Here is a 23,812-nt window from a genome sequence, read left to right on the forward strand (position 1 = left end):
ATCATCGATCGCCCCCTCATAGAAGCCGGTTGCGCAAGGCGGCAACCACATTGAAGGTCTGCTCGCGCACCGTGTTCCTTGGATCAAAGAGCGTCAGGCTCAGGCGCACGCTGCGGATCAGTGCCGGGTCTGCCGGGTTGCCGGTGTAGCTCGACGCTGCGATGTCCGTGGCGCTGGCGGCCATGCCGAACGTCACATCGAATGCCCGCACGTTGTCCACCAGCACCGACAGCGTCGGCGGATTGCCGGTGCCGCTGCCCAACAGCAATTGGTTGTTGTTGAAGCTGTAGACCAGTCGACGGATCGGGAACGCCAACTGCCCCGTCGCTGGCGCCCGGGCGTTCGAGTAGGCCGTCGCCGAGGTACGGCAATCGGAGACGACGGTCCAGGTCGGCAGGCTACCGCCACCCCCAATGTCCGCGGTGACCAGCGTCAGCCTCCGGTTGGCGTTATCCCAACGGATTGGAGTGGTCTGGCTGGCAGCGAAACTGTTATCCGTCGAGGCATCGATGATGGTCGCCAGGCAGCCGAACATGCCCACCATGCGAATTTCCTGGACCATTTTGCTCAAGGCAAACCGCGCGTCCTCCTGAATCACCGCGGCGGCATTCTGGCTGACGTAGGTATTTTTGGCGGCAATGAAAATCTGCACGACACCCAGGATGACGATCAGGCTGAGCACCAGCGCGATCATCAACTCGATCAGGCCAAAACCGCGACTGTACCGGTTCATGGCGGCGTCCCCGCCGGATCGACAGCGACGCGGCTGGTCAGTACGAAGCTGCGTCGCGCCTCAGCGGCGTTGGTGGTGTTGGCGGCCCGGGCGTCGTCCCAGGAGATGGTAATCGTGTAGACCCGCTGGTTCAGGGCAATGGTGCCGGTGGCCGTGGCGCCGCCGAAGGCGATGATGTTGGTCTTGAAATCGTAGAGATCCTGGTCCCGGGCCACGTTGAGGTTCGGCGAGCTGGGCGGTGTGATGGTGTAGTCGGCGCCGGAGTTGGCGCGAATGCGGTCCAGCAGGTCATAGGCAATGAAACTGGCCTGGCTGGTCATGCGCGAACTGTCGGTGTACTTGAGCGCATTGAGCTGGATCATCGCCGCCCCCAGCAAGCCGACGCCGAGAATCAGCACCGCCACCAGCACCTCGATCAACGTCATGCCGGCCTGCGCCCTTTTACTGCAACCCTTCATCCGCAATTTCCACCCAATACGATTCGTCCATTGAGGCAAACATTCAGCGTCCTGCTCTGCGCTCCTCTTACGTAATTGAAGCTCACTGGCGTGGCCGGTGCCGATAACCCGCCGAGGTTGTTGAAATCGATGCTAGTCACGTCTGAGGGTAGCGTCAGAGTCACGCCACTGCCCATCGCTGGAACAACCCGCAATATAATGGGCGACGAGCCAGTACTGTCATACACCGTGAGTTCGCCGCTCCAGGCACCGCCTTGGGTCGTGGGACGAATTCGCGTGGTGATACCACGGTCGATCGCCTCCATCCGGGCAAAGTTCAGCGCCCGGCGCAAGTCGCCGATCTCGGTATCGGCCTTGGTGCTCTGCAGCGAGCCCGTGAATGACGGCACCGCCATGGTAATCAGGATCAGCAGCACGCCAAGGGCCACCAGCACCTCGATCAGCGTGAAACCTTTTGTACGAAGATCCATCGATGCCCTCCGTTGCCGTCGGCTATACCTGCCTCTACACGCTAGAACAAACCACCGCCTTGTGTGCGGTTGTTTCGGTTCACGGCGCTCGTCGTTTTCGTACTCCAGGGAGGAGACGTCATGTATCAACAGGGTTTCAGCCTGATCGAACTGCTCATGGGACTGGCAATCGCCGCAATTGTTCTGCCGTGGGCCGGCGCGAGCTACAAAGAGCTGATCGAATCCATCGAACGCGAGGACACCGCGCAGTTGCTGATCAGCGGATTGCGCATTGCCCGCAGCGAAGCCATCACGCGTAACCGCCGCGTATTGATACAAGGGATAGACAACGATTGGGGCCGGGGTTGGCGGATCATGCTGGACAACAAGGAAAAAACCTTGCTGATGGAACGCACCGCAAGCGCTCGTGTGGTCGGCAACCAGCCGATGAGACGCAGGGTGAGGTTCGGCAACCAGGGCGAAGCACTGCAAACCAGCGGCGCCTTCCAGGCCGGCAGGCTGCATGTCTGCGCCAAACGCGGGCCGGTCAGCCACCATCAAGTGATACTGGCGCCTTCCGGCCGCGTCCGCCTGGAAAGCGTCGCGGCCGAACAGGCGCTGTGCGAGAAAGGACTTAAAGCAAGGAGCGCACGCGCAACTCTTTCGGCATCGAGAACGTGACGTTCTCCTCGCGACCGGCCAGTTCATCGGCACCCGTTGCGCCCCAGGCCTGCAATTGCTGGATCACACCGCGCACCAGCACTTCCGGCGCGGAGGCACCGGCAGTGATGCCGATGCGCTCGACCCCATCGAACCAGCTGCGTTGCATGTCTTCGGCACCGTCGATCAGGTAGGCCGGGGTGGCCATGCGCTCGGCCAGCTCACGCAAGCGGTTGGAGTTGGAGCTGTTGGGGCTGCCGACGACCAGCACCACATCGCACTCATCGGCCAGTTGCTTGACCGCATCCTGACGGTTCTGGGTGGCGTAGCAGATGTCATCCTTGCGCGGGCCGCCGATGGCCGGAAAGCGCGAGCGCAGGGCGTCGATCACACGGCTGGTGTCGTCCATGGACAGGGTCGTCTGGGTAACAAAAGCCAGGCTCTCAGGGTTGCGAACCTGCAGGGCCGCCACGTCTTCCTCGTCTTCGACCAGGTAGATCGCACCGCCGTTGCTGGCATCGTATTGACCCATGGTGCCTTCGACTTCCGGATGGCCTTCATGGCCGATCAGGATGCATTCGCGACCATCACGGCTGTAGCGCGCCACTTCGATGTGCACCTTGGTCACCAATGGGCACGTCGCGTCGAAAACCTTCAGGCCACGGCCGGCGGCTTCAGTGCGTACGGCCTGGGAAACCCCATGGGCGCTGAAGATCACGATGACGTCGTCCGGCACCTGGTCCAGTTCCTCGACGAAAATCGCCCCACGGCTACGCAGGTCTTCGACGACGAATTTGTTGTGGACCACTTCGTGGCGCACGTAGATCGGCGGCCCGAAGACTTCCAGGGCGCGGTTGACGATTTCGATCGCCCGGTCCACACCGGCGCAGAAGCCACGGGGGTTGGCGAGTTTGATTTGCATGCTGTGCCTCGTGTCTTGCGCGCAAGAATTGAATGCTTGCCTGTTAATCGAGCGAAAGGCCCGAAAACAATGGAGATCCCATGTGGGAGCGAGCTTGCTCGCGATGGCGATGGGGCAGTCACCCCTGGACTAAAAGGGTCTGCGCAATCGCGAGCGAGCTCGCTCCCACAGTAAATCGAGTGGCAGCAGGAACTGCCTGTAAAACCTTAAACCGCCTTCACTTCGAGGATTTCCACTTCGAAGTTCAAGGTCTTGCCCGCCAGCGGATGGTTGAAGTCCACGGTCACCTGGGCGTCGTCGAAAGCCTTCACCACACCCGGCAACTCGGTATTGGCCGCGTCGTTGAAGATCACCAGCAGGCCCTGGGACAGTTCCATGTCCTGGAACTGGGAGCGTGGCATGGTCTGCACGTTTTGCGGGTTGGGCTGACCAAAGGCGTTTTCTGGCGGTACGACCACAGTGCGCTTGTCGCCGGCCTTGAAGCCGAAGATCGCCGCTTCGAAGCCTGGTAGCAGGTTGCCATCACCGACCTTGAACACCGCCGGAGCCTTGTCGAAGGTGCTGTCGACGGTGTCACCGTTTTCCAGGTACAGGGCGAAGTGAAGCTTCACTTCAGTGTTTTGAGCGATACGCTGCTCAGTCATGGACGGCTTCTCCGGTTTTCTTGCTCTTGAACATATCCAGGGCGAGCATCACGGCGCCCACGCTGATGGCGCTGTCGGCAAAGTTGAACGCCGGGAAATACCAGCGGTTCTGCCAATGCACCAGGATGAAATCGATGACATGGCCCAGGGCGATGCGGTCATAGAGGTTGCCCAAGGCACCACCGAGCACCAAGGCCAGCGCCACGGCCAGCCAGGTCTCATTGCGCCCCAGGCGCTTGAGCCAGACCACCAGCACGGCGCTGACCACGACGGCGATCAGGGCGAACAGCCAGCGCTGCCAGCCCGAACTGTCGGCCAGGAAGCTGAATGCCGCACCAGTGTTGTAGGCCAAGGTCCAGCTGAAGTAGTCGGGAATGATCACGATCTGCTGGTACATGGTCAGCGAGTTCTCGAAGTAGTACTTGCTGGCCTGGTCGATGACCAGTACCAGCACACTCAACCAGAGCCAGCCCAGCCGCCCGAAGCGGCCCGCCGCGTTAGGCATAATGACGAACCTCACCGGTGCCGCTGATGTTGTCGACGCAACGACCGCAGATTTCCGGATGCTCCGGATTCACGCCGACGTCTTCACGGCAGTGCCAGCAACGGGCGCACTTGGTGTGGTTCGACTTGACGATCTTCAGCTTCAGGCCGCTGACTTCAGTGATCACCGCATCGGCCGGCGCCTGCACGAAAGGTGCAACGCTGGCGGTGGAGGTGATCAGCACGAAGCGCAGCTCGTTGCTCAGCCTGGCCAGATCGGCACTCAGGTCATCTTCGGCATAGAGGGTCACTTCGGCCTGCAGGTTGCCACCGACGGCCTTGGCCGCACGCTGGATCTCCATTTCCTTGTTGACCGCCGCCTTGACCGCCATCACGCGATCCCAATACGCACGATCCAGCTCGAAGCCTTGCGGCAGTTCGGTCAGGCCTTCGTACCAGGTGTTGAGCATCACCGATTCGTTACGCTCGCCCGGCAGGTACTGCCACAGCTCGTCGGCGGTGAACGCCAGGATCGGTGCGATCCAGCGCACCAGGGCCTCGCTGATGTGGAACAGCGCGGTCTGGCACGAACGACGGGCCTTGCTGTTGGCGCCAGTGGTGTACTGGCGGTCCTTGATGATGTCGAGGTAGAAACCACCGAGCTCCTGCACGCAGAAGTTGTGGATCTTGGAGTAGACGTTCCAGAAGCGGTATTCGCCGTAGTGCTCCTGCAATTCGCGTTGCAGCAGCAGGGTACGGTCCACGGCCCAACGGTCCAGCGCGAGCATTTCTTCGGCCGGCAGCAGGTCGGTGGCCGGGTTGAAACCGGTCAGGTTGGAAAGCAGGAAGCGCGCGGTGTTACGGATCCGCCGGTAGGCGTCCGCGCTGCGCTGCAGGATCTGCTCGGAAACGGCCATCTCGCCGGAATAGTCGGTGGACGCAACCCACAGGCGCATGATGTCGGCGCCCAAGGTGTCGTTGACCTTCTGCGGCGCGATCACGTTGCCCAGGGACTTGGACATCTTGCGACCGGACTCGTCGACCGTGAAGCCGTGGGTCAGCAACTCGCGATACGGCGCGTGGTTGTCGATGGCGCAACCGGTCAGCAGCGACGAGTGGAACCAGCCGCGGTGCTGGTCCGAGCCTTCCAGGTACAGGTCGGCACGCGGGCCCGTCTCGTGGCCCATCGGGTGCGAACCGCGCAGCACGTGCCAATGGGTGGTGCCGGAGTCGAACCAGACGTCCAGGGTGTCGCTGATCTTGTCGTACAGCGGCGCTTCGTCACCCAGCAGCTCGGCGGCATCCATCTTGAACCAGGCTTCGATGCCTTCGGACTCGACGCGCTTGGCCACGATTTCCATCAGTTCGACGGTGCGCGGGTGCAACTCGCCGCTTTCCTTGTTCAGGAAGAACGGGATCGGCACGCCCCAGTTGCGCTGGCGGGAGATGCACCAGTCCGGACGGTTGGCGATCATCGAGTGCAGGCGCGCCTGGCCCCAGGCCGGCACGAACTGGGTCTCTTCGATGGCCTTGAGCGAACGCTGGCGCAGGGTGTCGCCGCTGGTTGGCTGCTTGTCCATGCCGATGAACCACTGCGCGGTGGCGCGGTAGATCAGCGGGGTCTTGTGCCGCCAGCAGTGCATGTAGCTGTGTTCGATGACGGTGGTGTGCAGCAGCGCGCCGACTTCTGTCAGTTTGTCGACGATGGCCGGGTTGGCTTTCCAGATGAACTGGCCGCCAAAGAACTCCAGCGACGGCGCGTACACGCCATTGCTCTGCACCGGGTTGAGGATGTCGTCGTTGACCATGCCGTATTTCTTGCAGGTCACGAAGTCGTCGACGCCATAGGCCGGCGCGGAGTGAACCACGCCAGTACCTGCGCCCAGTTCCACGTAGTCGGCCAGGTACACCGGCGACAGGCGGTCATAGAACGGATGACGGAAATTGATCAGCTCCAGCGCCGAACCTGGCGCGGTGGCGACCACCGAACCTTCGAGGTTGTAGCGGGCCAGGCAGGATTCGACCAGTTCTTCGGCCAGCACCAGCAGTTTGTCGCCGACGTCGACCAGGGCGTAGTTGAATTCCGGGTGGACGTTCAGCGCCTGGTTGGCCGGGATGGTCCACGGGGTGGTGGTCCAGATCACGATCGAGGCCGGCTTGGCCAGCTTGCCCAGGCCGAAAGCTGCGGCGAGCTTGTCTTCATCGGCGATCGGGAACGCGACGTCGATGGTCGAGGACTTCTTGTTCTCGTACTCGACTTCCGCCTCGGCCAGGGCCGAACCGCAATCGAAGCACCAGTTCACCGGCTTGAGGCCCTTGAACACGAAGCCGCCCTCGACGATTTTCGCCAGGGCACGGATTTCGCCGGCTTCGTTCTTGAAGTCCATGGTCTTGTACGGGTTGGCGAAGTCGCCCAGCACGCCGAGGCGGATGAATTCGGACTTCTGCCCTTCGATCTGCTCGGTGGCGTAGGCACGGCACAGTTCGCGGGTCTTGTCCGCGCCCAGGTTCTTGCCGTGGGTCACTTCGACCTTGTGTTCGATCGGCAGGCCATGGCAGTCCCAGCCCGGGACGTACGGCGCATCAAAACCCGACAGGGTCTTGGAGCGGATGATCATGTCCTTGAGAATCTTGTTCAGCGCATGACCGATGTGGATAGTGCCGTTGGCGTACGGAGGGCCGTCGTGCAGGACGAACTTCGGACGATCCTTGCCAATTTCGCGCAACTTTCCGTACAGGCCAATGCTGTCCCAACGCTGCAGAATCTGTGGTTCGCGCTGAGGCAGGCCGGCCTTCATTGGGAAGGCGGTGTCCGGAAGGTTTAGCGTGGCTTTATAGTCGGTCATTTAAGGCTCTTCATTAGCGATTGGCGCTGGTTGCGACAAGGGCACGGGCGGCGGCGATATCTGCATGGATCGCCGTCTTGAGCGCCTCCAGAGAGGCAAAACGCTGCTCTTCACGCAGCTTATGGTGGAAAACCACCGTCAAACGCCGGTCATACAGATCGCCGGCAAAATCCAGAACATGTACTTCGAGGTGGGCCTTGCCATCCCCTTGGACCGTAGGTCGTACGCCGATATTGGCGACACCGGGCCAGGTTTTGCCGTCGATCTCGACACTCACCAGGAACACCCCGGTCAGCGGCACACGACGACGCTTGAGTTGCACGTTGGCCGTTGGCGTGCCCAATTGGCGCGCCAGTTTCTGCCCGTGCAGGATCCGCCCGGCAATCCGGTACGGCCGGCCAAGCAAGCGCTCGGCCAATTCAAAGTCGGCAGCCGCCAGGGCATTGCGGACCTGGGTGCTGCTGACGCGCAAGCCGTCCATCTCGACAGTCTGCGCCGCTTCGACGGTAAACCCATGGGCGATACCGGCTTGTTGCAGGTAGTCGAAATCCCCGGAGCGGTCGCAGCCGAAACGGAAATCATCGCCGACTTCCAGATGATTCACATCCAGGCCGTCCACCAGGATGGTCTTGACGAACTCAGCAGCGCTGAGCTTGCTCAGGCCTTGGTTGAAGGCCAGGCACAGGACCCGGTCGACGCCTTCGGCGGCCAGCAATTGCAGTTTGTCGCGCAACCGGGCCAGACGGGCCGGGGCGGTATCCGGGGCGAAAAACTCCCGCGGCTGCGGCTCGAAAATCACCACGCAGCTGGGCACGCCCAACTCCAGTGCACGCTCGCGCAGTCGCGCCAGAATAGCCTGGTGGCCACGGTGAACACCGTCGAAGTTGCCAATAGTGGCGACACAGCCCCGATGCTGGGGGCGCAGGTTGTGGAGGCCTCGGACCAGCTGCATAACGCGCTTCTTGCTCATAAAGTGGCCGATTATAACCACACCCGGCGGCCGACGACAGGCAACACCGCACCCCAAAGTGATCGAACCGACAAAACCACTGCCCGGCCCGGGATTATCGGGTGCTTGCCCTCAGCTCAAGGCCTTGCGATTGAAGTCACGCAGACGGAACCCCATCAGCAGCAACATGCCGAAATACGCCACCACGCCGGCAACCACCAGCACACCCAAGCGCAGGAACCGCTCGAGCATCTGCCCTTCGCCCCAGGCCGGCATGAAATGCATCGCCCCCAGCAAAACCGCCGACATCACCGCCACGGCCACCACCAGCTTGAGGCCGAATTTGCCCCAGCCCGGCTGCGGCTGATACATCTTCTGCTTGCGCAACTGGTAAAACAGCAGCCCGGCATTGAGGCACGCGCCAGCGCTGATCGCCAGGGCCAGGCCGGCGTGGGCCAACGGGCCGATGAGCATCAGGTTGAACAATTGGGTCATCACCAGGGTGAAAATGGCGATTTTCACTGGCGTGCGAATGTTCTGCTGGGCATAGAACCCCGGCGCCAGCACCTTGATCACGATGATCCCGAGCAGGCCCACCGAGTAGGCAATCAGCGCACGCTGGGTCATCAAGGCGTCGAAGGCGTTGAATTGACCGTATTGGAACAGCGAAACCGTCAGCGGCTCAGCCAGGATTCCCAGTGCCAGGGAACAGGGCAAGACCAGCACGAAACACAGGCGCAGGCCCCAGTCGAGGATGCGCGAGTACTCCTGGCGGTCCTGACTGGCGTAGGTCTTGGCCAGGGTTGGCAGCAGGATCGTACCCAGGGCCACACCCAGCACGCCGGACGGCAGCTCCATCAAGCGGTCGGCGTAATACATCCACGACACCGAGCCGGCCACCAGGAACGAGGCAAAGATGGTGTTGATGATCAGGGAAATCTGGCTTACCGACACCCCGAGGATCGCCGGCAACATCTGCTTCATCACCCGCCACACGCCGCTGTCGCGCAGGTTCAGCCGTGGCAGGACCAACATGCCGATCTTTTTCAGGTGCGGCAGTTGATAAAGTAATTGCGCCAGGCCACCCACCAGCACTGCCCAGCCGAGGGCCATCACCGGCGGATCGAAGTACGGCGTCAGGAACACCGCGAACACGATCATGCTGACATTGAGCAGGGTCGGCACAAAGGCCGGTACGGAAAAGCGGTTCCAGGTATTGAGGATCGCCCCGGCCAGGGACGACAGGGAAATCAGCAATATATAAGGAAAGGTCACCCGCAGCAGGTCCGAGGTGAGCTGGAATTTTTCTGGCGTATCGGTGAAACCCGGGGCCGTGGCCCAGATTACCCAGGGTGCGGCGAGCATGCCGGCCGCCGTGACCAGCGCCAGCACCAACGTCAGCAGGCCGGTGACGTAGGCAATGAACGTGCGGGTCGCTTCGTCGCCCTTCTGGCTTTTATATTCCGCCAGGATCGGCACGAAGGCCTGGGAGAACGCCCCTTCGGCGAAGATCCGCCGCAGCAGGTTGGGCAACTTGAAGGCGATGAAGAAGGCGTCGGTGGCCATCCCGGCGCCGAATATCCGTGCGATCAACGTATCGCGAACGAACCCCAGGACGCGGGAAAGCATCGTGATAGAGCTGACGGCGGCCAACGATTTGAGCAGATTCATGAAAAGAGTTTTTGCCTGTCGATAAACAGCAGGCGAACAACGCGCCCACTTGTGCGATACTCCGCGCCGCTAAACAGTGCAGAGCCAAAGTCCGCGAGTTTACAGGTCGCACGCCGGAAAGAAATCCTTCGGTGCGCAGCACCTGCCATTCAGCGGAACGCGTCACCCGCCCTTGACAAGACTTCAACTCATCGGCATGATTCGCGGCCTATTTTGTTTGCTATTTCCCAAAAAGTCTTTCGAGGAGCTCGACGGTGGCCAACACACCTTCCGCCAAAAAACGTGCAAAACAGGCTGAGAAGCGTCGCAGCCACAACGCCAGCCTGCGTTCCATGGTCCGTACCTACATCAAGAACGTAGTTAAGGCCATCGACGCAAAAGACGCTGAAAAAGCTCAAGCTGCTTACGTTCTGGCTGTGCCAGTTATCGACCGCATGGCCGATAAAGGCATCATCCACAAGAACAAGGCTGCTCGCCATAAGAGCCGTTTGAATGGCCACGTAAAGGCCCTGAACGTTGCCGCTGCTGCCTAAGCGACGCGCTCGTTAAAAAACCGACCTCAGGGTCGGTTTTTTATTGCCTGCGATTTAACACCCCTCCTTGCGGAAGCAGTGGATCAGCTTGCCTTAATACTGAATGCACCACCGCATCGCGAGCAGGCTCGCTCCCACATCGATTCCGAGGCGCTCACACAAATCGCATCCACCACAAATCCCTGTGGGAGCCGAGCTTGCTCGCGATGGCGGAGAGTCAGCCTGCATCCATGCTGGGCGTGCCACCGCTATCGCGAGCAAGCTCGGCTCCCACATCGATTCTCGGTGCGCTGCATATCCACTGCCCACCAGAGACCCCTTATGGGAGCGAGCCTGCTCGCGATGGCGTCAGTGAAAACAGATACCTCCACTAAAGCCCCGCACTATTCGCCAAAGTTGAAAACCACCGGCTTCGGCGGAGGACAGCCTCCCGGTGGTGGGAAATTCTGCACCCCCGCCTCGTCGTAGCCGGTGTAACAACCCACTATCTTGTCACCCTTGAAGTTCATACGGCGTTCAACCACACCCGTCGGGTAGTAGTAGACCGTCTCACCTTCGCGCTTGGCGTACGAGTAGTCCTTGTATTCGCGCCCCTCGACCGTTATCAGGCGAAAGCCCTGCTTGGCTTCAGAGAACTTCAACTGGCCATTGGGGTAGTAGTCGTTACGAGTCACGCGATCATCAGGCCCCAACAGCACCTCCCGGACCTTGCGCCCATCCTGGGTGTGGCGGGCACTTTGCTCATTACCGAACAGGTAATCACTCTCCGAGTCGAAATGCCCATTGTTGAAAGCCCCGCGCTGTTTGCCGCAAAGCTTGATACGGGTGTATTTCCCATCAGGCACGTGGCAATAGTTCCTGTCCGCGATCAGCACCCCAGTCGCATCAAATGACTGCAGGTTGCCAATGGGCTCATCCCCCTCGTACGTCGCCACCGTATCGGGCTGGCCATTGGGATGATAGAGACGAAAGGCGCCCTCTCGCGAACCATGGCGCCACGAGATATCCGACAGCAGCACGGCACCATCATCGGTGTAGGTCAGCGCCCGCCCTTCGATCTGGCCGTTGACATAGCTGGCCGAATAGATGAGTTTGCCATTGGCCGCATAGGCTTCTTTCAATCCATCCAACACACCCGCGCGGTAATGCTCGACGAGCCGCAACACACCTGCGGCATCCACTTCACGCAATTCGCCTTGCTTCTTGTCGGCGACGAAATCGACGGTCTGGACACCACCGCCTTCCACCTTCAATGTCCAACGGCCTTCTCGAACACCTTGCACGTAACGCCCCTCACCCCACGGCATTTTCCAGCCACCGTACTGCATCCCCGCCACGAAATCGCCGCGCTGGACCACCTCACCATGGCGCACGCGCTCGGAAGGCCCGTCAAAATCGCCGTGTTTGTATGTATCGAAGCCGGACATCGCCCCCTCATCGTCCTGCGCCTCGATCGTCCAGCGCCCCTCATAGAAATCGTCGACGATCATGCCCTTGGAAACCGTGCCGCCATCACTGACGACCCACGGCCCCTGGCGCAGTCCATCCACATAGGCGCCGGTGGACGCGTAGCCCGACTCGTCGAACTCCGCCCACTTGCCCGACCTCTTGCCCTGGACATAGGCACCCAGCGCCCAGAGCCGCCCGTTACCCAAGAACGCCCACGCCCCATCCTCGGAGCCCTGGTACACCTCTGGACGGGTTTCCCAGGCCATCCTGCTGACACGATAGGCAGAGCCCACATCCTCGTCCTGAGGCGGCACGCGCTCATAAGTCAGCGTGAGCCAGCGTCCTTCGCGCTGCTGAAAAGTCTTTTTGTAGGTGTCGCGATGAGGGTCCTCTGGCGGCTGCCCCACTGACGCCGGGACACCGTCGACGCCAAAGTACCCCACCAGCGTGCCACTCGCGGGCTCCAGCGTGTCGAACTCGGCGATACCGGTCTTGGGCAAAACGGCGCTGTAATCGTAGGGCGGCAACTTGCCCAGCTCTTTCTGGACCAGCGCGGCAGTGAGGACCTTGCGATCAGCGGCGATACGATCCAATACCGACTGCAATGTCTCGAGCCGGCGATAACCACCAGTGGACGGCACGAACCGATAACCATGAAGGGCATACTGCCCCTTTGCCCGCGACAGCACGACCAGCGTCTGGAGATCACTGTCGAGGCTGGCGTAGAACACCGACTCGACACTCGCATCGCCATATCTGTCGAGCACTTGCGGGACGCCATCCGGCGAATCACACAGACATGAGTAGCCCACGACACCCTCGGCCTCGCGGATAAATGCCAGCGTCGCCCCACTCTCCTGGGAAGTTTTTATCAGCGGATGGGCCAGGATTTTTTCGCTATAAAACGGCTCGGCCAAAGCCCCGACGGACACCGAACAGCCCAATACAAACAACAGCAAAAACGCACGCATACGAATCCCTTCGCGCCAAAAGCACAACAAATCCATGGAGATAAAAAAAGCGAGCCGATCGGCTCGCCCGTCATTCGCTACTTAACGCCAAGGCAAGATCGGAATAGCCGTCACCGCGTTCTGCGGGCTGCCCTCGATCACGCGATCGCTGTAGACCAGGTACACCAGCGTATTGCGCTTCTTGTCGAGGAATCGCACCACTTGCATGGTCTTGAACACCAGCGAAGTGCGCTCACGGAACACCTCTTCGCCATCCTTGAGCTCACCCTTGAAGCTGATGGGCCCCACCTGGCGGCAGGCGATGGACGCCTCGGCGCGATCCTCGGCCAGACCCAGGCCGCCCTTCACGCCGCCGGTCTTGGCCCGCGACAGGTAACAGGTCACGCCATCCACCTTGGGATCGTCGAACGCCTCGACCACGATCCGATCGTTCGGCCCGACAAACTTGAACACCGTCGACACTTGGCCAATTTCTTCGGCCGAAGCCAGCAGCGGCACAGCCAGCAGCAAGCCGATCAATCCTTTTGCCAAACCCATGATTTTTCCTTAGACGAGGATCAGGTTGTCACGGTGAACCAGCTCGGGCTCCGCCATGTAACCCAACAGACCGACAATCGCATCAGACGACTGACCGATGATTTTCTGCGCTTCCAACGCACTGTAGTTGGCCAGGCCACGGGCGATCTCGCGACCGTCCGGGGCCACGCACACCACCATTTCGCCCCGACGGAAACTGCCTTGTACCAACTTCACACCCACCGGCAGCAGGCTTTTGTTGCCTTGGGACAGGGCCGTCACAGCACCAGCATCCAGCACCAAGGTGCCACGGGTCTGCAGATGCCCAGCCAGCCACTGCTTGCGCGCCGCCAACATGCCACGCTCCGGAGAGAGCAAGGTGCCGATCCGTTCGCCAGCTTTCAGGCGATCCAGCACCCGCTCCAAGCGCCCACCCACGATGATGGTGTGAGCCCCGGACCGCGCCGCCAGACGCGCGGCGCGCAGCTTGGTCTGCATGCCACCACGGCCCAGCGCACCACCCGTGCCACCCGCCACCGCGTCCAGCGCCGGATCGTCGGCGCGGGCTTCGTAGATCAGCTTGGCATCGGGATTGTTGCGCGGATCGGCATCGAACATGCCGTCGCGATCCGTGAGGATCACCAGCAGATCCGCCTCCACCAGGTTCGCCACCAGCGCGGCCAGGGTGTCGTTATCGCCGAAACGGATCTCGTCGGTGACCACCGTGTCGTTCTCGTTGATCACCGGGATGACTTTCAGCTCCACCAGCGCGCGCAAGGTACTGCGGGCATTGAGGTAGCGCTTGCGGTCGGACAGGTCATCGTGGGTCAGCAGGATCTGCGCCGTATGGCGACCGTGCTCGGCGAAGCTTGATTCCCAAGCCTGCACCAGGCCCATCTGGCCGATGGCGGCGGCAGCCTGCAGCTCATGCATCGCGCTGGGTCGCGACGTCCAGCCCAGGCGGCTCATACCGGCGGCCACAGCCCCGGAAGAGACCAATACCAGCTCGACGCCAGCCTCATGCAAGGCCACCATCTGCTCGACCCACACCGCCATTGCCTGGCGGTCCAGGCCCTTGCCATCTGCCGTCAGCAGTGCGCTGCCGATCTTCACGACCCAGCGCTGCGCACCCGTCACCTTGCTCCGCATCATCTTCAACCTTTGCCAGCGAACGGCGCGACCCAGCGCCGCCCATGGGATTATTCGTATTTGCGTTTTACAGATACCAAAACGCCGCTCGAATGAGCGGCGCCTTGGAAACCGGCTGATTGCGATGATAACACCGCACTGGACCAGTTAATGCCAGCCACCCGAGAATCCTTGGGGGGATCAAGCCTGTGGGAGCAAAGCTTGCTCGCGATGGCCTCGTCACACTCAACACCTTGGCTGACTGCAAACCGCTATCGCGAGCAAGCTTTGCTCCCACAAATTCGCCCACACAGGTACTGGCTTCAGCTAAGTGGCATCAGCACAAGATCAGTCGCGGACGTAGATGATTTCCGGACCGTCTTCGTCATCCACATCTTCTTCATCCCAATCGTCGTCACCGATGTCATGGACCGACTTGACGCCGCTGCGACGCAGGGCACGCTGGTCGTCCAGCGCCTGCAACTGGGCACGAGCCTCGTCTTCGATGCGCTGGTCGAGCTCGGCCAGCTCTTCCTTGTAGGCCGGATCGTTGGCCAGGCGGTCGGCGCGATCTTCCAGGTAACGCATGATGTCATGGCACAGGCGCTCGGTGCCGTCTTTGGCGATGGCCGAGATCACGTAGACCGGACCTTCCCACTCCAGGCGATCGACGATTTCCTTGACCCGCTCCTCATGCTCTTCTTCAAGGATCTGGTCGCACTTGTTCAGCACCAGCCAACGGTCGCGCTCAGCCAGGGCCGGGCTGAACTTGGTCAGTTCGTTGACGATGACTTCGGCGGCATCGGCGGCACTGGTTTCATCCAGTGGCGCCATGTCCACGAGGTGCAGCAACAGACGGGTACGGGACAAGTGCTTGAGGAAACGAATCCCCAGGCCTGCGCCCTCGGAAGCCCCTTCGATCAACCCTGGAATGTCGGCGATTACGAAACTCTTCCAGCGGTCGACGCTGACCACGCCCAGGTTCGGCACCAGGGTGGTGAACGGGTAATCGGCCACCTTCGGCTTGGCCGCCGACACCGAGCGAATGAAGGTACTTTTACCGGCGTTCGGCAAGCCCAGCAGGCCCACGTCAGCCAACACTTTCATTTCCAGCTTCAGGTCACGCTGCTCGCCTGGCTTGCCTGGCGTGGTCTGGCGTGGCGCACGGTTGGTACTGGATTTGAAACGGGTGTTGCCCAGGCCGTGCCAGCCGCCATGGACGACCAGCAGACGCTGGCCGGCCTTGGTCAGGTCGCCAATCACTTCCTGGGTGGCCGAATCGATCACCGTGGTGCCGACTGGCACGCGCAGGATCAGGTCTTCGCCCTTCTTGCCGGTGCAGTCGGTGCTGCCGCCGTTGGAGCCACGCTCGGCATCGAAGTGCCGGGTGTAACGGTAGTCCACCAGGGTGTTGAGGTTTTCGTCGGCGAGCATGTAGATCGAGCCGCCGTCGCCCCCGTCACCGCCGTTCGGGCCACCGTTTTCAATGAATTTTTCCCGACGGAAACTCATGCAACCATTGCCGCCGTCGCCGGCCTTTACTCGAATCGATACTTCATCAACAAACTTCATGACACACGCCTCTCGCCATACGGACGAGCCAAAAAAACAAGACATAAGACTCTTGCAAAAATGAGCGCAGCGACCTGATGACACGCCCCAACCGCAGCGCCGACAGCCCATACAAACAGTTTTGCAAGAGACTCACCCCACAAACGAAAAAGCCCCGTCGCAAGACAGGGCTTTTCCAGCGATCTCGCAATTAAGCTGCGACAACGCTCACGTAACGGCGGTTGAACGCGCCCTTTACTTCAAACTTGATCACGCCTTCGATTTTCGCGAAGAGGGTGTGATCTTTACCCATGCCAACACCGTAACCGGCGTGGAATTGGGTGCCGCGCTGACGCACGATGATGTTGCCCGGAATGATTTTCTGGCCGCCATACATCTTCACGCCAAGGCGTTTGGCTTCTGAGTCGCGACCGTTACGGGTACTACCACCAGCTTTTTTGTGTGCCATGAGTTCAATTCTCCTAGTGAGGAATTAGGCTGAAATTAAGCCTGAATACCGGTGATTTTGATCTCGGTGTACCACTGGCGGTGGCCCATACGCTTCATGTGGTGCTTACGGCGACGGAACTTGATGATGCGGACTTTATCGTGACGACCTTGGGAGATCACTTCAGCCACAACGGTAGCGCCAGCAACGACTGGAGCGCCGATATTCACGTCGTCGCCATTGGCGACCAACAGAACGCGATCAAAAGTCACGGATTCGCCAGTAGCGATTTCCAGTTTTTCGATCTTCAGGTATTCACCTGGGGCGACCTTGTATTGCTTGCCACCAGTAACAATTACTGCGTACGACATGGTATTTCTCCGATAATCCTGCTCACCCAGCGCTTTATAAGAAGAGGTATTGGCTGGCATGGCTGCATGGGCTGGAAGGCCCTGATGCAATTGCGTAAGGCAGGTGCTGCCCAGGAAGTTCAGGGTGCGCGATTGTACGCAAGGCGCAACAGCCTTGCAAGTAGCCGTCCATCGCGCCTTGACAGGCCTGGGTGGGGGTCCTAGCATGCCGCGCAACCCTTCTGGAGCACCTGTCGCTGATGCAACCCCAAGCTTTCTACCGCACGGTGGCGGACGATTTTAGCGCCGTCGACGGCATCATCAAGAAGCAGCTGACTTCCCGAGTGCCGCTGGTATCGAAAATCGGCGACTACATCACATCGGCCGGCGGTAAACGCCTGCGGCCTTTATTGGTGCTGTTGTGCGGCAAGGCCCTGGGTCGCGAAGGCGACGACATGCGCCTGCTGGCCGCCACCATCGAATTCCTGCACACCGCGACCCTGCTGCACGACGACGTGGTCGACATGTCCGGCATGCGGCGTGGTCGTTCGACCGCCAACGCCATGTGGGGCAATGCCCCGAGCGTGCTGGTGGGCGACTTCCTGTATTCGCGCTCGTTCGAAATGATGGTCGAGCTGGGCTCGATGCCGGTGATGAAGATCCTGTCCCAGGCCACGCGCATCATCGCCGAAGGCGAAGTGCTGCAGTTGTCCAAGGTACGCGATGCCAGCACCACCGAAGAAACCTACATGGAAGTCATCCGCGGCAAGACCGCGATGCTCTTCGAAGCCTCGACCCACAGCGCTGCCGCCCTGGCCGGTGCCAGCGCCGAGCAGAGCGAAGCGCTGCGCACCTTCGGTGACCACCTGGGCGTGGCCTTCCAGTTGGTGGACGACCTGCTCGACTACAAGGGCGATGCCGAGACCCTGGGCAAGAACGTCGGTGACGACCTGGCCGAAGGCAAGCCGACCCTGCCGCTGATCTACACCATGCGCGAGGGCACGCCTGAACAGGCAGCACTGGTTCGCCAGGCGATCCAGAAAGGCGGGATCGAAGACCTGGAAAGCATCCGTGTCGCGGTCGAAGCGTCCGGCTCGCTGGACTACACCGCGAACCTGGCCCGGGACTACGTTGCCCGCGCGATCAAATGCCTCGACGCCCTGCCGGCCAGCGAATACCGCGATGCGCTGGTGGAACTGAGCGAGTTTGCGGTCGCCCGTACGCACTGACACACAGGGCTTTTTGTGGGAGCAAGGCTTGCCCGCGATACAGGCGACTCGGTTTCTGAAGGACCGCATCGCCCCCCATCGCGGGCAAGCCTTGCTCCCACAAATTCTCCCTCGCCACAAAAGCCCCGCATCACCCCCCTCGCCACAAAACCCTATATAATGTGCGCCCTTTTGCCCTCCTGATACCCAAGGAACCTTAGTGAGCACGTTGCCTCCCTGCCCGAAATGCAATTCCGAATACACCTACGAAGACGGTACTCAACTGGTCTGCCCGGAGTGTGCCCACGAATGGTCCGCCAGCGGCGAAGCTGAAACAGTGTCCGACGATACCGTGAAGAAAGATTCGGTCGGCAACGTCCTGCAGGACGGCGATACCATCACCGTGATCAAGGACCTCAAGGTCAAGGGCACGTCGCTGGTGGTCAAGGTCGGCACCAAGGTCAAGAACATCCGCCTGTGCGATGGCGACCACGACATCGACTGCAAGATCGACGGCATCGGCCCGATGAAACTCAAATCCGAGTTCGTAAGAAAAGTCTGATACTGCGGCATTCCATCCCACGCCCCGCGTGTGGGATGGAGCTTCGCCCTCTCCGCTTCGTCCCCCATTTCCTGGACATCAGCCAAGTGCCAGCCATCCTGAGCTGCCATAACCCATCGTCAGAAAAACAATCGCAACGCCAATAGAGACTTGCTATTTAGCGAATAAGAATTATTCTCATCGAACCCCATCAAGGAGATGAGAACCATGACTTATTTGATCGATGCCTGGCTGGACCGCCCACATCCCTACCTCAGGATCCTGCATCGGGAAACCGGGGAAGTCTGTGCGGTACTTGAAGAAGAAGCCCTGAACGAGCTGCAGGACCAGGGGGATCTGGACCTCAACAGCCTCAATTCCAGCGAGCCGTTGGTGCTCAAGGAGCTGGTGCGCAATCTGTTCCTGTTCTGCTACGCCCGGGCGTTGCGCCCGACGGGTGATTTCAGCGGCAGGTTCCACGGATGAGCGTAGAAATCATGTGGGAGCGAGCTTGCTCGCGATGGCGGTGTATCAGTCACGAAAGTGTCGACTGACAGTCCGCTTTCGCGAGCAAGCTCGCTCCCACAGTTTTTTGTCCGGCTGTAAAACCGGACAGGGTCTTACAGTACGTCCAACAACTCGACGTCAAACACCAATACGCTGTGCGGTGGAATGCTGCCAACGCCTTGAGCGCCGTAAGCCAGTTCGCTCGGCACGTACAGGCGCCATTTGCTGCCGGCGTTCATCAGTTGCAGGGCTTCGGTCCAGCCTGGGATCACGCCGCCTACCGGGAATTCGGCTGGCTGGCCACGATCGTAGGAGCTGTCGAACACAGTGCCGTCGATCAGGGTGCCGTGGTAATGGGTACGCACCTGGTCTTCACGGGTCGGCTTGGCGCCTTCACCCTGGGTCAGCACTTCGAATTGCAGGCCGGAAGCCAGGGTGGTGATGCCTTCACGCTTGGCGTTTTCGGCCAGGAATGCACGGCCTTCGCCAGCGGCGGCTTCAGCCTTGGCAGCGGCTTCAGCTTGCATGATTTCACGGATGACCTTGAAGCTGGCGGACATTTCGTCCTGGCCCACGCGGCTTGGCTTGCCGGCGAACGCGTCGGTCAGGCCGGCCAGGATGGCGTCCAGGCTCACGCCCGGTGGCGGGTTGTCGCGCAGTTGGTCGCCCAACTGACGGCCAATGCCGTAGCTGACGCGGGTTTCGTCGGTGGACAGGTTAACTTCGGACATGATGCTGCTCCGCTGTGCGGACGGCTCGAGAATTGCCGTGTGTGCCACAGCGCCTCCCGGAGCGCCCGGAACCAAAAGGGCGAGCAGACTAGCACAGATGCCACCACGGGTGACGAGCCCCCTGCGCCAAAGCAAGCCGCCAGAAACGACAACGCCCGCCTGCAATTCTACAGGCGGGCGTTGCGCCAGGGCGGTGAACGGACCTCAGTGCTTGGTCAGTTTGTCCAGATAGCCCATGGCAAATGCCGAGACCACAAAAGTCATGTGGATGATCACGTACCACATCAGGTGCTCGGGATCGACGTTCTTGGCGTCCATGAAAATGCGCAGCAGGTGGATGGAGGAAATGGCCACGATCGAGGCAGCGACTTTCATCTTCAGCGACGAAGAGTCCATCGTGCCCAGCCAGTTGAGCTTTTCCTTGTCGTCGGCGATATCCAGTTGCGAGACGAAGTTCTCGTAGCCGGAAATCATCACCATCACCAGCAGGCCGCCCACCAGCGCCATGTCGATCAACGACAGCAGCACCAGGATCAGGTCGGACTCGGCCATGGAAAACACGTTGGGGATGACGTGAAAAACTTCCTGGAAGAACTTCAGCGCCAGGGCCAGCAAGCCCAGGGACAACCCGAAGTAGATCGGCGCCAGCAGCCAACGGGAGGCGTACATTGCGTTTTCGATAAAGCGTTCCATTGAATCTCATACCAGGGCTGAAAAATCGCGGCGAGTATATCAGCCACGACCGGCCCCACAAACGCCGGGCCCCTCCCTGGTCCCTGCCCTTGTGACAAAATTTTACTGCCGGTGCCCGTGCGGTGATGGCCTTCAATGCAGCGGACGAAACTCGAAGCCGCCGACGTTGCGACAACGGCCTCCATTGATCTCACGCAGTTGGGCTTGCATGTGCAGGGACCAGATCTGCGGGTCGTCGGCCAGCTCGTAGCCGTGCAGCGTCAGGCTTTGCACAATGGTATCGAGGATGGTTTCGGCGGCAGTCGGGCCGGGGAATGGCCCTTGGGCCTTGATGGCAGAAGGTTGTTCACCGGCCATTCCGGCGGCGAAGAGCAAGGTCCACATACCGGTATCTCCCGCCAGGGGGCGGATGGCGCATTCGATACGGGTGACAAGGCCCAGGCATTGACGAGTGAGGCAAAGGTTGCGCGACATGGCGGCGCCCCTCGGTAGATCCGGTATTCAGCCCCGGGAGGAGGCTGTTTCGATCCGATGATGACTCTCGTTATCCTTGAGCTGAGGATAGAAGAAAAGTTCCGGCCGCAAGGACTTTCGAGACCAGAATACGCCGAGCGGTCACAGTGTGAATATTGACGCCAAAGTGGTGGCGTTTTTTAGTGATAACCCACAAAACATTGATTGTGAGAGCAAGCCTGTGGGAGCAAAGCTTGCTCGCGATGGGGTTGTCACATGCAACACTTCTGTTGACTGGACAAACGCTATCGCGAGCAAGCTTTGCTCCCACAGGCTGTTCTCCCACAAGCTCGCTCCCACTTGCTGCGGTCAGGAAAACATCAAGCCGGCTTGGCCTCCGCCAATGCCTGCTGTGCCAGTTCCTTTTCCGCTTCCTTGATGTCGTCTTCGCTGATCATCTCCGCGATCACCCGCAGCCGCTCCACCACGCGGGCGTTGACGCTGCCCTCGGGGAACTCGCCGTTTTCGTCCGGCTCGCCAGCAGGCTCGCCCACCAACAGGCTCAGGGCTTCATCGGCCTGACGCACCGCATAGACATGGAACTGCCCGGCGCGCACGGCGGCCAGCACTTTCTCGTCGAGCATCAGGGTTGCGACGTTGGCCTGGGGAATGATCGCCCCTTGCTCACCGGTCAACCCGCGGGCTTCACAGAGGCGGAAGAAGCCTTCGATCTTCTCGTTGACCCCGCCCACCGCCTGCACTTCACCGAACTGGTTGATCGAGCCGGTAATGGCGAAGCACTGCTTGAGTGGCGTCTTCGACAGGGCCGAGATCAGCGTACACGCCTCGCCCAGGGACGCGCTGTCGCCGTCCACGTAACCGTAGGACTGCTCCAGCGCGATGCTGGCCGAGATCGCCAGCGGGAATTCCTGGGCATAACGACTGCCCAGGTAGCCGGTCAGAATCATCACGCCCTTGGAGTGGATCGGCTGGCCGAGGTTGACCTCCCGCTCGATGTCGACGATACCGCTGCCGCCCGGGTACACCGTGGCGGAAATCCGCGCGGGCACACCAAACGCCGAGTCGCCGACCTCAAGGACTGTCAGCCCGTTGCATTTGCCCACGGCCGCGCCGGCAGTGTCGATCAGGATGATCCCCGCCAACATGTCGTCAAGGATTCGCGCCGAGACACGCCCGGTGCGGGTGGCCTTGGCCTTGAGGGCGCGTTCGATGTGGCCGGCGTCGGTCATCTCGTCACCGGCCAATTGGCGAATGAAATCCGCCTCGCTGACCAGTTGGAACAGATCACCGATACGCGCCGACAAGCGCCCCTGGTGTTCGGCCAGACGCGCACTGTAGGTCGCCAGGCGCGCTACCGCGTCGGCGGTCAGCGGCGCCATGCCCTCTTCCGAAGTGCGGGTCTTGAGCAACTGGGCGAACTGCTCCAGGCTCTCGTCGCCCATCGGGATGTCTTCGTCGAAATCCACCAGCACGCGAAACATTTCCTGGAAGTCCGGATCCAGGTCCTGCAAGGCATAGTAGAGCTGGCGGGCACCGATGATCACGACCTTGACCTGCAGCGGAATGTGCTGCGGCGTCAGGGTCACCGTGGCCAGCCGGCCCAGCTCACCCAGCGGCGATTCCATTTTCAGCTTGCGCGATTGCAGGGCACGCTTGAGCGCATCCCACACGAACGGCTCACCGAGCATTTTTTCCGCTTCCAGAATCAGGAAACCGCCGTTGGCCCGGTGCAAGGCGCCCGGACGCAACTGCCGGTACGTGGTGTAGAGCGCGCCCTGGTCGGTGCTGTATTCGATGCGACCAAACAGGTTGTCGTAGGTCGGGTGCGGCTCGAACACCACTGGCGCGCCGCCGCTGAACGGATGCCCGACCACCAGGCTCGGGGCGTACTGTTCCTCCAGCAGCTTGCGGGCGATGGCGTCGGTCTTGCTGTCGTCCACCAATTGCTCGACCACGGTCTTGAGCAGATAGACCTGCATGGCCTGCAGGTAGCCGCAGACCGCAGCGTTCTCTGCGTATTTCTCCGACAGTGGTGCCAGCAACGGTTGCAGGGCCAGGGTGATGGTTTCTTCATTGAGCTGGCGCAGCTGGTTGCTGGACTCGCGCTTCCATTGCGGCAGGCTGGCGAGCTCCTCGTTCAAGCGCTCTTCCAGGCCCGAGATGTCCTCATGGAAACGCTCGCGCTCGGCTTCCGGCAACTGGGCGAATTCCGCTTCATCCAGGGCCTTGCCTTCGCTCATCGGCGTGAAGGCGATGTTGCTGCTGTCACGGTACAGCGCGACATCCTTCTCCAGCGCCAGGCGCTCGATCACGTCCAAGGCGCGGTCATAGCGCTGGTTGAAGGCGCGGTCGATGGCACTTTTCTTCTGCTGGTAGGACGGGTGTTCGAATACCGCCGGGAATGTCGCCAGCAAGTTGTCGATCAGGCCGTTGATGTCGGCGATGAAAGCACCGGCCGTGCCTGACGGCAGTTCCAGGGCACGGGGTTCGCGAGGCTCATCGAAGTTGTTGACGTAGACCCAGTCCGCCGGGGTCTGCAGGCGCTTGCCTTCGGCCTTGAGGTAGCGTTTGACGAACGAAAACCGGCCAGTGCCGGGCTCGCCCATGACGAATACGTTGTAACCGGGGCGCGGCATGGCCACGCCGAACTGCAAGGCTTCGACCGCACGTTCCTGGCCAAGCACACCGCGGAAGGGCTCCAGATCATTGGTGGTAGAGAAGCTGAACTGTTCAGCGGAAAACGGACGGGTCAGCGCTTCGGGCGCTAGACGCAAGCTGGCAGCAACAGGATCAGGCATCGGGCTTCCTTACATCAGGCGGGGCAGATAGCGGCATTCTGGCGCTGCCTGTACCTGACTGGCAAGGAGCGCCTCTGCCCAAAGCATAGTCAAAGGGGA

At 60.8% G+C, this 23,812-nt stretch carries 24 protein-coding genes; 5 read left to right on the top strand and 19 right to left on the bottom strand.

The genetic code is table 11. The features are described from left to right. Positions 1–16: 16 nt before the first annotated feature. The 3 genes from QMK47_RS25115 to QMK47_RS25125 are packed head-to-tail and all read right to left on the bottom strand — an operon-like array spanning position 17 to position 1,661. Complete coding sequence (locus tag QMK47_RS25115) at positions 17–733, bottom strand: PilW family protein (RefSeq protein WP_253469499.1); 717 nt, start codon at positions 731–733, stop codon at positions 17–19. Further along, positions 730–1,191: a type IV pilus modification protein PilV gene (pilV, locus tag QMK47_RS25120; RefSeq protein ID WP_214512592.1), complete on the bottom strand. Its 462-nt coding sequence runs from the start codon at positions 1,189–1,191 to the stop codon at positions 730–732. Before pilV ends, QMK47_RS25115 begins: the two co-directional genes overlap by 4 nt. After that, a complete protein-coding gene (locus QMK47_RS25125; protein ID WP_253469501.1) occupies positions 1,188–1,661 on the bottom strand; it encodes a GspH/FimT family pseudopilin in 474 nt (157 codons plus the stop codon). Before QMK47_RS25125 ends, pilV begins: the two co-directional genes overlap by 4 nt. A 120-nt stretch (positions 1,662–1,781) precedes the next feature. Here QMK47_RS25125 and QMK47_RS25130 point away from each other — a divergent pair, with 120 nt between their 5' ends. Next, positions 1,782–2,321 (top strand): GspH/FimT family pseudopilin, encoded by a 540-nt coding sequence (locus QMK47_RS25130; RefSeq protein WP_320389472.1) that lies wholly within the window; start codon positions 1,782–1,784, stop codon positions 2,319–2,321. Here QMK47_RS25130 and ispH read toward each other — a convergent pair. From ispH to murJ, 6 genes are all read right to left on the bottom strand, one after another. Next, a complete protein-coding gene (gene ispH / locus QMK47_RS25135) occupies positions 2,275–3,222 on the bottom strand; it encodes a 4-hydroxy-3-methylbut-2-enyl diphosphate reductase (protein ID WP_253469507.1) in 948 nt (315 codons plus the stop codon). The two genes, QMK47_RS25130 and ispH, sit on opposite strands and share 47 nt — an antisense overlap. 206 nt (positions 3,223–3,428) lie before the next feature. After that, the gene (gene fkpB, locus QMK47_RS25140) at positions 3,429–3,866 is read right to left on the bottom strand and encodes an FKBP-type peptidyl-prolyl cis-trans isomerase (RefSeq protein ID WP_063324306.1); all 438 of its coding nucleotides are present in this window, start codon (positions 3,864–3,866) and stop codon (positions 3,429–3,431) included. Continuing rightward, positions 3,859–4,371: a signal peptidase II gene (lspA, locus tag QMK47_RS25145; RefSeq protein WP_003205724.1), complete on the bottom strand. Its 513-nt coding sequence runs from the start codon at positions 4,369–4,371 to the stop codon at positions 3,859–3,861. The genes fkpB and lspA overlap by 8 nt, the downstream gene beginning before the upstream one ends. Further along, positions 4,364–7,195, bottom strand: coding sequence for an isoleucine--tRNA ligase (ileS, locus tag QMK47_RS25150; protein WP_253469511.1), 2,832 nt, complete (start codon positions 7,193–7,195; stop codon positions 4,364–4,366). The genes lspA and ileS overlap by 8 nt, the downstream gene beginning before the upstream one ends. A 13-nt stretch (positions 7,196–7,208) precedes the next feature. After that, positions 7,209–8,147 carry a bifunctional riboflavin kinase/FAD synthetase gene (ribF, locus tag QMK47_RS25155; RefSeq protein ID WP_320389473.1) on the bottom strand — a complete coding sequence of 313 codons (939 nt, stop codon included), beginning with the start codon at positions 8,145–8,147 and terminating at the stop codon, positions 7,209–7,211. 129 nt (positions 8,148–8,276) lie between these two features. Beyond that, positions 8,277–9,815, bottom strand: a complete 1,539-nt coding sequence (gene murJ, locus QMK47_RS25160; RefSeq protein WP_214512587.1) for a murein biosynthesis integral membrane protein MurJ — start codon at positions 9,813–9,815, stop codon at positions 8,277–8,279. 254 nt (positions 9,816–10,069) lie between these two features. Between murJ and rpsT the strand changes: the two genes are divergently transcribed. Further along, positions 10,070–10,348 carry a 30S ribosomal protein S20 gene (gene rpsT / locus QMK47_RS25165; protein WP_003185593.1) on the top strand — a complete coding sequence of 93 codons (279 nt, stop codon included), beginning with the start codon at positions 10,070–10,072 and terminating at the stop codon, positions 10,346–10,348. Between the two features lie 383 nt (positions 10,349–10,731). Here the strand turns inward: rpsT and QMK47_RS25170 are convergent, their stop codons facing one another. From QMK47_RS25170 to rplU, 6 genes are all read right to left on the bottom strand, one after another. Beyond that, positions 10,732–12,768 carry a hypothetical protein gene (locus QMK47_RS25170; protein WP_320389474.1) on the bottom strand — a complete coding sequence of 679 codons (2,037 nt, stop codon included), beginning with the start codon at positions 12,766–12,768 and terminating at the stop codon, positions 10,732–10,734. 81 nt (positions 12,769–12,849) lie between these two features. Then, on the bottom strand, positions 12,850–13,305 hold the full coding sequence (locus QMK47_RS25175; RefSeq protein ID WP_003205733.1) for a CreA family protein: 456 nt from the start codon (positions 13,303–13,305) through the stop codon (positions 12,850–12,852). 9 nt (positions 13,306–13,314) lie between these two features. Further along, complete coding sequence (gene proB, locus QMK47_RS25180; protein ID WP_018600988.1) at positions 13,315–14,433, bottom strand: glutamate 5-kinase; 1,119 nt, start codon at positions 14,431–14,433, stop codon at positions 13,315–13,317. A 327-nt stretch (positions 14,434–14,760) separates the two neighbouring features. Next, on the bottom strand, positions 14,761–15,984 hold the full coding sequence (gene cgtA / locus QMK47_RS25185) for an Obg family GTPase CgtA (RefSeq protein WP_018600990.1): 1,224 nt from the start codon (positions 15,982–15,984) through the stop codon (positions 14,761–14,763). A 190-nt stretch (positions 15,985–16,174) separates the two neighbouring features. Then, positions 16,175–16,432 (bottom strand): 50S ribosomal protein L27, encoded by a 258-nt coding sequence (rpmA, locus tag QMK47_RS25190; protein WP_003176049.1) that lies wholly within the window; start codon positions 16,430–16,432, stop codon positions 16,175–16,177. Positions 16,433–16,467: 35 nt separating this feature from the next. Further along, positions 16,468–16,782, bottom strand: a complete 315-nt coding sequence (gene rplU / locus QMK47_RS25195; RefSeq protein ID WP_003176051.1) for a 50S ribosomal protein L21 — start codon at positions 16,780–16,782, stop codon at positions 16,468–16,470. Positions 16,783–17,021: 239 nt separating this feature from the next. Here rplU and QMK47_RS25200 point away from each other — a divergent pair, with 239 nt between their 5' ends. From QMK47_RS25200 to QMK47_RS25210, 3 genes are all read left to right on the top strand, one after another. Then, positions 17,022–17,990, top strand: coding sequence for a polyprenyl synthetase family protein (locus tag QMK47_RS25200; protein WP_024617321.1), 969 nt, complete (start codon positions 17,022–17,024; stop codon positions 17,988–17,990). Between the two features lie 199 nt (positions 17,991–18,189). Beyond that, complete coding sequence (locus tag QMK47_RS25205) at positions 18,190–18,531, top strand: zinc ribbon domain-containing protein YjdM (RefSeq protein WP_003205741.1); 342 nt, start codon at positions 18,190–18,192, stop codon at positions 18,529–18,531. Between the two features lie 207 nt (positions 18,532–18,738). After that, positions 18,739–18,996, top strand: a complete 258-nt coding sequence (locus QMK47_RS25210; protein ID WP_003205743.1) for a hypothetical protein — start codon at positions 18,739–18,741, stop codon at positions 18,994–18,996. A gap of 134 nt (positions 18,997–19,130) precedes the next feature. Here QMK47_RS25210 and QMK47_RS25215 read toward each other — a convergent pair whose 3' ends face one another. From QMK47_RS25215 to QMK47_RS25230, 4 genes are all read right to left on the bottom strand, one after another. Then, on the bottom strand, positions 19,131–19,748 hold the full coding sequence (locus QMK47_RS25215; protein ID WP_003205746.1) for an FKBP-type peptidyl-prolyl cis-trans isomerase: 618 nt from the start codon (positions 19,746–19,748) through the stop codon (positions 19,131–19,133). A 204-nt stretch (positions 19,749–19,952) separates the two neighbouring features. After that, a complete protein-coding gene (locus QMK47_RS25220) occupies positions 19,953–20,441 on the bottom strand; it encodes a TIGR00645 family protein (protein ID WP_014340287.1) in 489 nt (162 codons plus the stop codon). Between the two features lie 132 nt (positions 20,442–20,573). Further along, positions 20,574–20,915: a hypothetical protein gene (locus tag QMK47_RS25225; RefSeq protein WP_186730510.1), complete on the bottom strand. Its 342-nt coding sequence runs from the start codon at positions 20,913–20,915 to the stop codon at positions 20,574–20,576. A 359-nt stretch (positions 20,916–21,274) separates the two neighbouring features. Continuing rightward, positions 21,275–23,713, bottom strand: a complete 2,439-nt coding sequence (locus QMK47_RS25230) for a Lon protease family protein (RefSeq protein WP_253469518.1) — start codon at positions 23,711–23,713, stop codon at positions 21,275–21,277. Positions 23,714–23,812: the final 99 nt, after the last annotated feature.

The sequence above is a fragment of the Pseudomonas sp. P9_35 genome (assembly GCF_034008205.1).
Classification (GTDB): domain Bacteria; phylum Pseudomonadota; class Gammaproteobacteria; order Pseudomonadales; family Pseudomonadaceae; genus Aquipseudomonas; species Aquipseudomonas kilonensis.

Coding starts and splice junctions, on each gene's coding strand:
- QMK47_RS25115 (WP_253469499.1), bottom strand. CDS start 733: ATGAACCGGTACAGTCGCGGTTTTGGCCTGATCGAGTTGATGATCGCG.
- pilV (WP_214512592.1), bottom strand. CDS start 1,191: ATGAAGGGTTGCAGTAAAAGGGCGCAGGCCGGCATGACGTTGATCGAG.
- QMK47_RS25125 (WP_253469501.1), bottom strand. CDS start 1,661: ATGGATCTTCGTACAAAAGGTTTCACGCTGATCGAGGTGCTGGTGGCC.
- QMK47_RS25130 (WP_320389472.1), top strand. CDS start 1,782: ATGTATCAACAGGGTTTCAGCCTGATCGAACTGCTCATGGGACTGGCA.
- ispH (WP_253469507.1), bottom strand. CDS start 3,222: ATGCAAATCAAACTCGCCAACCCCCGTGGCTTCTGCGCCGGTGTGGAC.
- fkpB (WP_063324306.1), bottom strand. CDS start 3,866: ATGACTGAGCAGCGTATCGCTCAAAACACTGAAGTGAAGCTTCACTTC.
- lspA (WP_003205724.1), bottom strand. CDS start 4,371: ATGCCTAACGCGGCGGGCCGCTTCGGGCGGCTGGGCTGGCTCTGGTTG.
- ileS (WP_253469511.1), bottom strand. CDS start 7,195: ATGACCGACTATAAAGCCACGCTAAACCTTCCGGACACCGCCTTCCCA.
- ribF (WP_320389473.1), bottom strand. CDS start 8,147: ATGCAGCTGGTCCGAGGCCTCCACAACCTGCGCCCCCAGCATCGGGGC.
- murJ (WP_214512587.1), bottom strand. CDS start 9,815: ATGAATCTGCTCAAATCGTTGGCCGCCGTCAGCTCTATCACGATGCTT.
- QMK47_RS25170 (WP_320389474.1), bottom strand. CDS start 12,768: ATGCGTGCGTTTTTGCTGTTGTTTGTATTGGGCTGTTCGGTGTCCGTC.
- QMK47_RS25175 (WP_003205733.1), bottom strand. CDS start 13,305: ATGGGTTTGGCAAAAGGATTGATCGGCTTGCTGCTGGCTGTGCCGCTG.
- proB (WP_018600988.1), bottom strand. CDS start 14,433: ATGCGGAGCAAGGTGACGGGTGCGCAGCGCTGGGTCGTGAAGATCGGC.
- cgtA (WP_018600990.1), bottom strand. CDS start 15,984: ATGAAGTTTGTTGATGAAGTATCGATTCGAGTAAAGGCCGGCGACGGC.
- rpmA (WP_003176049.1), bottom strand. CDS start 16,432: ATGGCACACAAAAAAGCTGGTGGTAGTACCCGTAACGGTCGCGACTCA.
- rplU (WP_003176051.1), bottom strand. CDS start 16,782: ATGTCGTACGCAGTAATTGTTACTGGTGGCAAGCAATACAAGGTCGCC.
- QMK47_RS25200 (WP_024617321.1), top strand. CDS start 17,022: ATGCAACCCCAAGCTTTCTACCGCACGGTGGCGGACGATTTTAGCGCC.
- QMK47_RS25210 (WP_003205743.1), top strand. CDS start 18,739: ATGACTTATTTGATCGATGCCTGGCTGGACCGCCCACATCCCTACCTC.
- QMK47_RS25215 (WP_003205746.1), bottom strand. CDS start 19,748: ATGTCCGAAGTTAACCTGTCCACCGACGAAACCCGCGTCAGCTACGGC.
- QMK47_RS25220 (WP_014340287.1), bottom strand. CDS start 20,441: ATGGAACGCTTTATCGAAAACGCAATGTACGCCTCCCGTTGGCTGCTG.
- QMK47_RS25225 (WP_186730510.1), bottom strand. CDS start 20,915: ATGTCGCGCAACCTTTGCCTCACTCGTCAATGCCTGGGCCTTGTCACC.
- QMK47_RS25230 (WP_253469518.1), bottom strand. CDS start 23,713: ATGCCTGATCCTGTTGCTGCCAGCTTGCGTCTAGCGCCCGAAGCGCTG.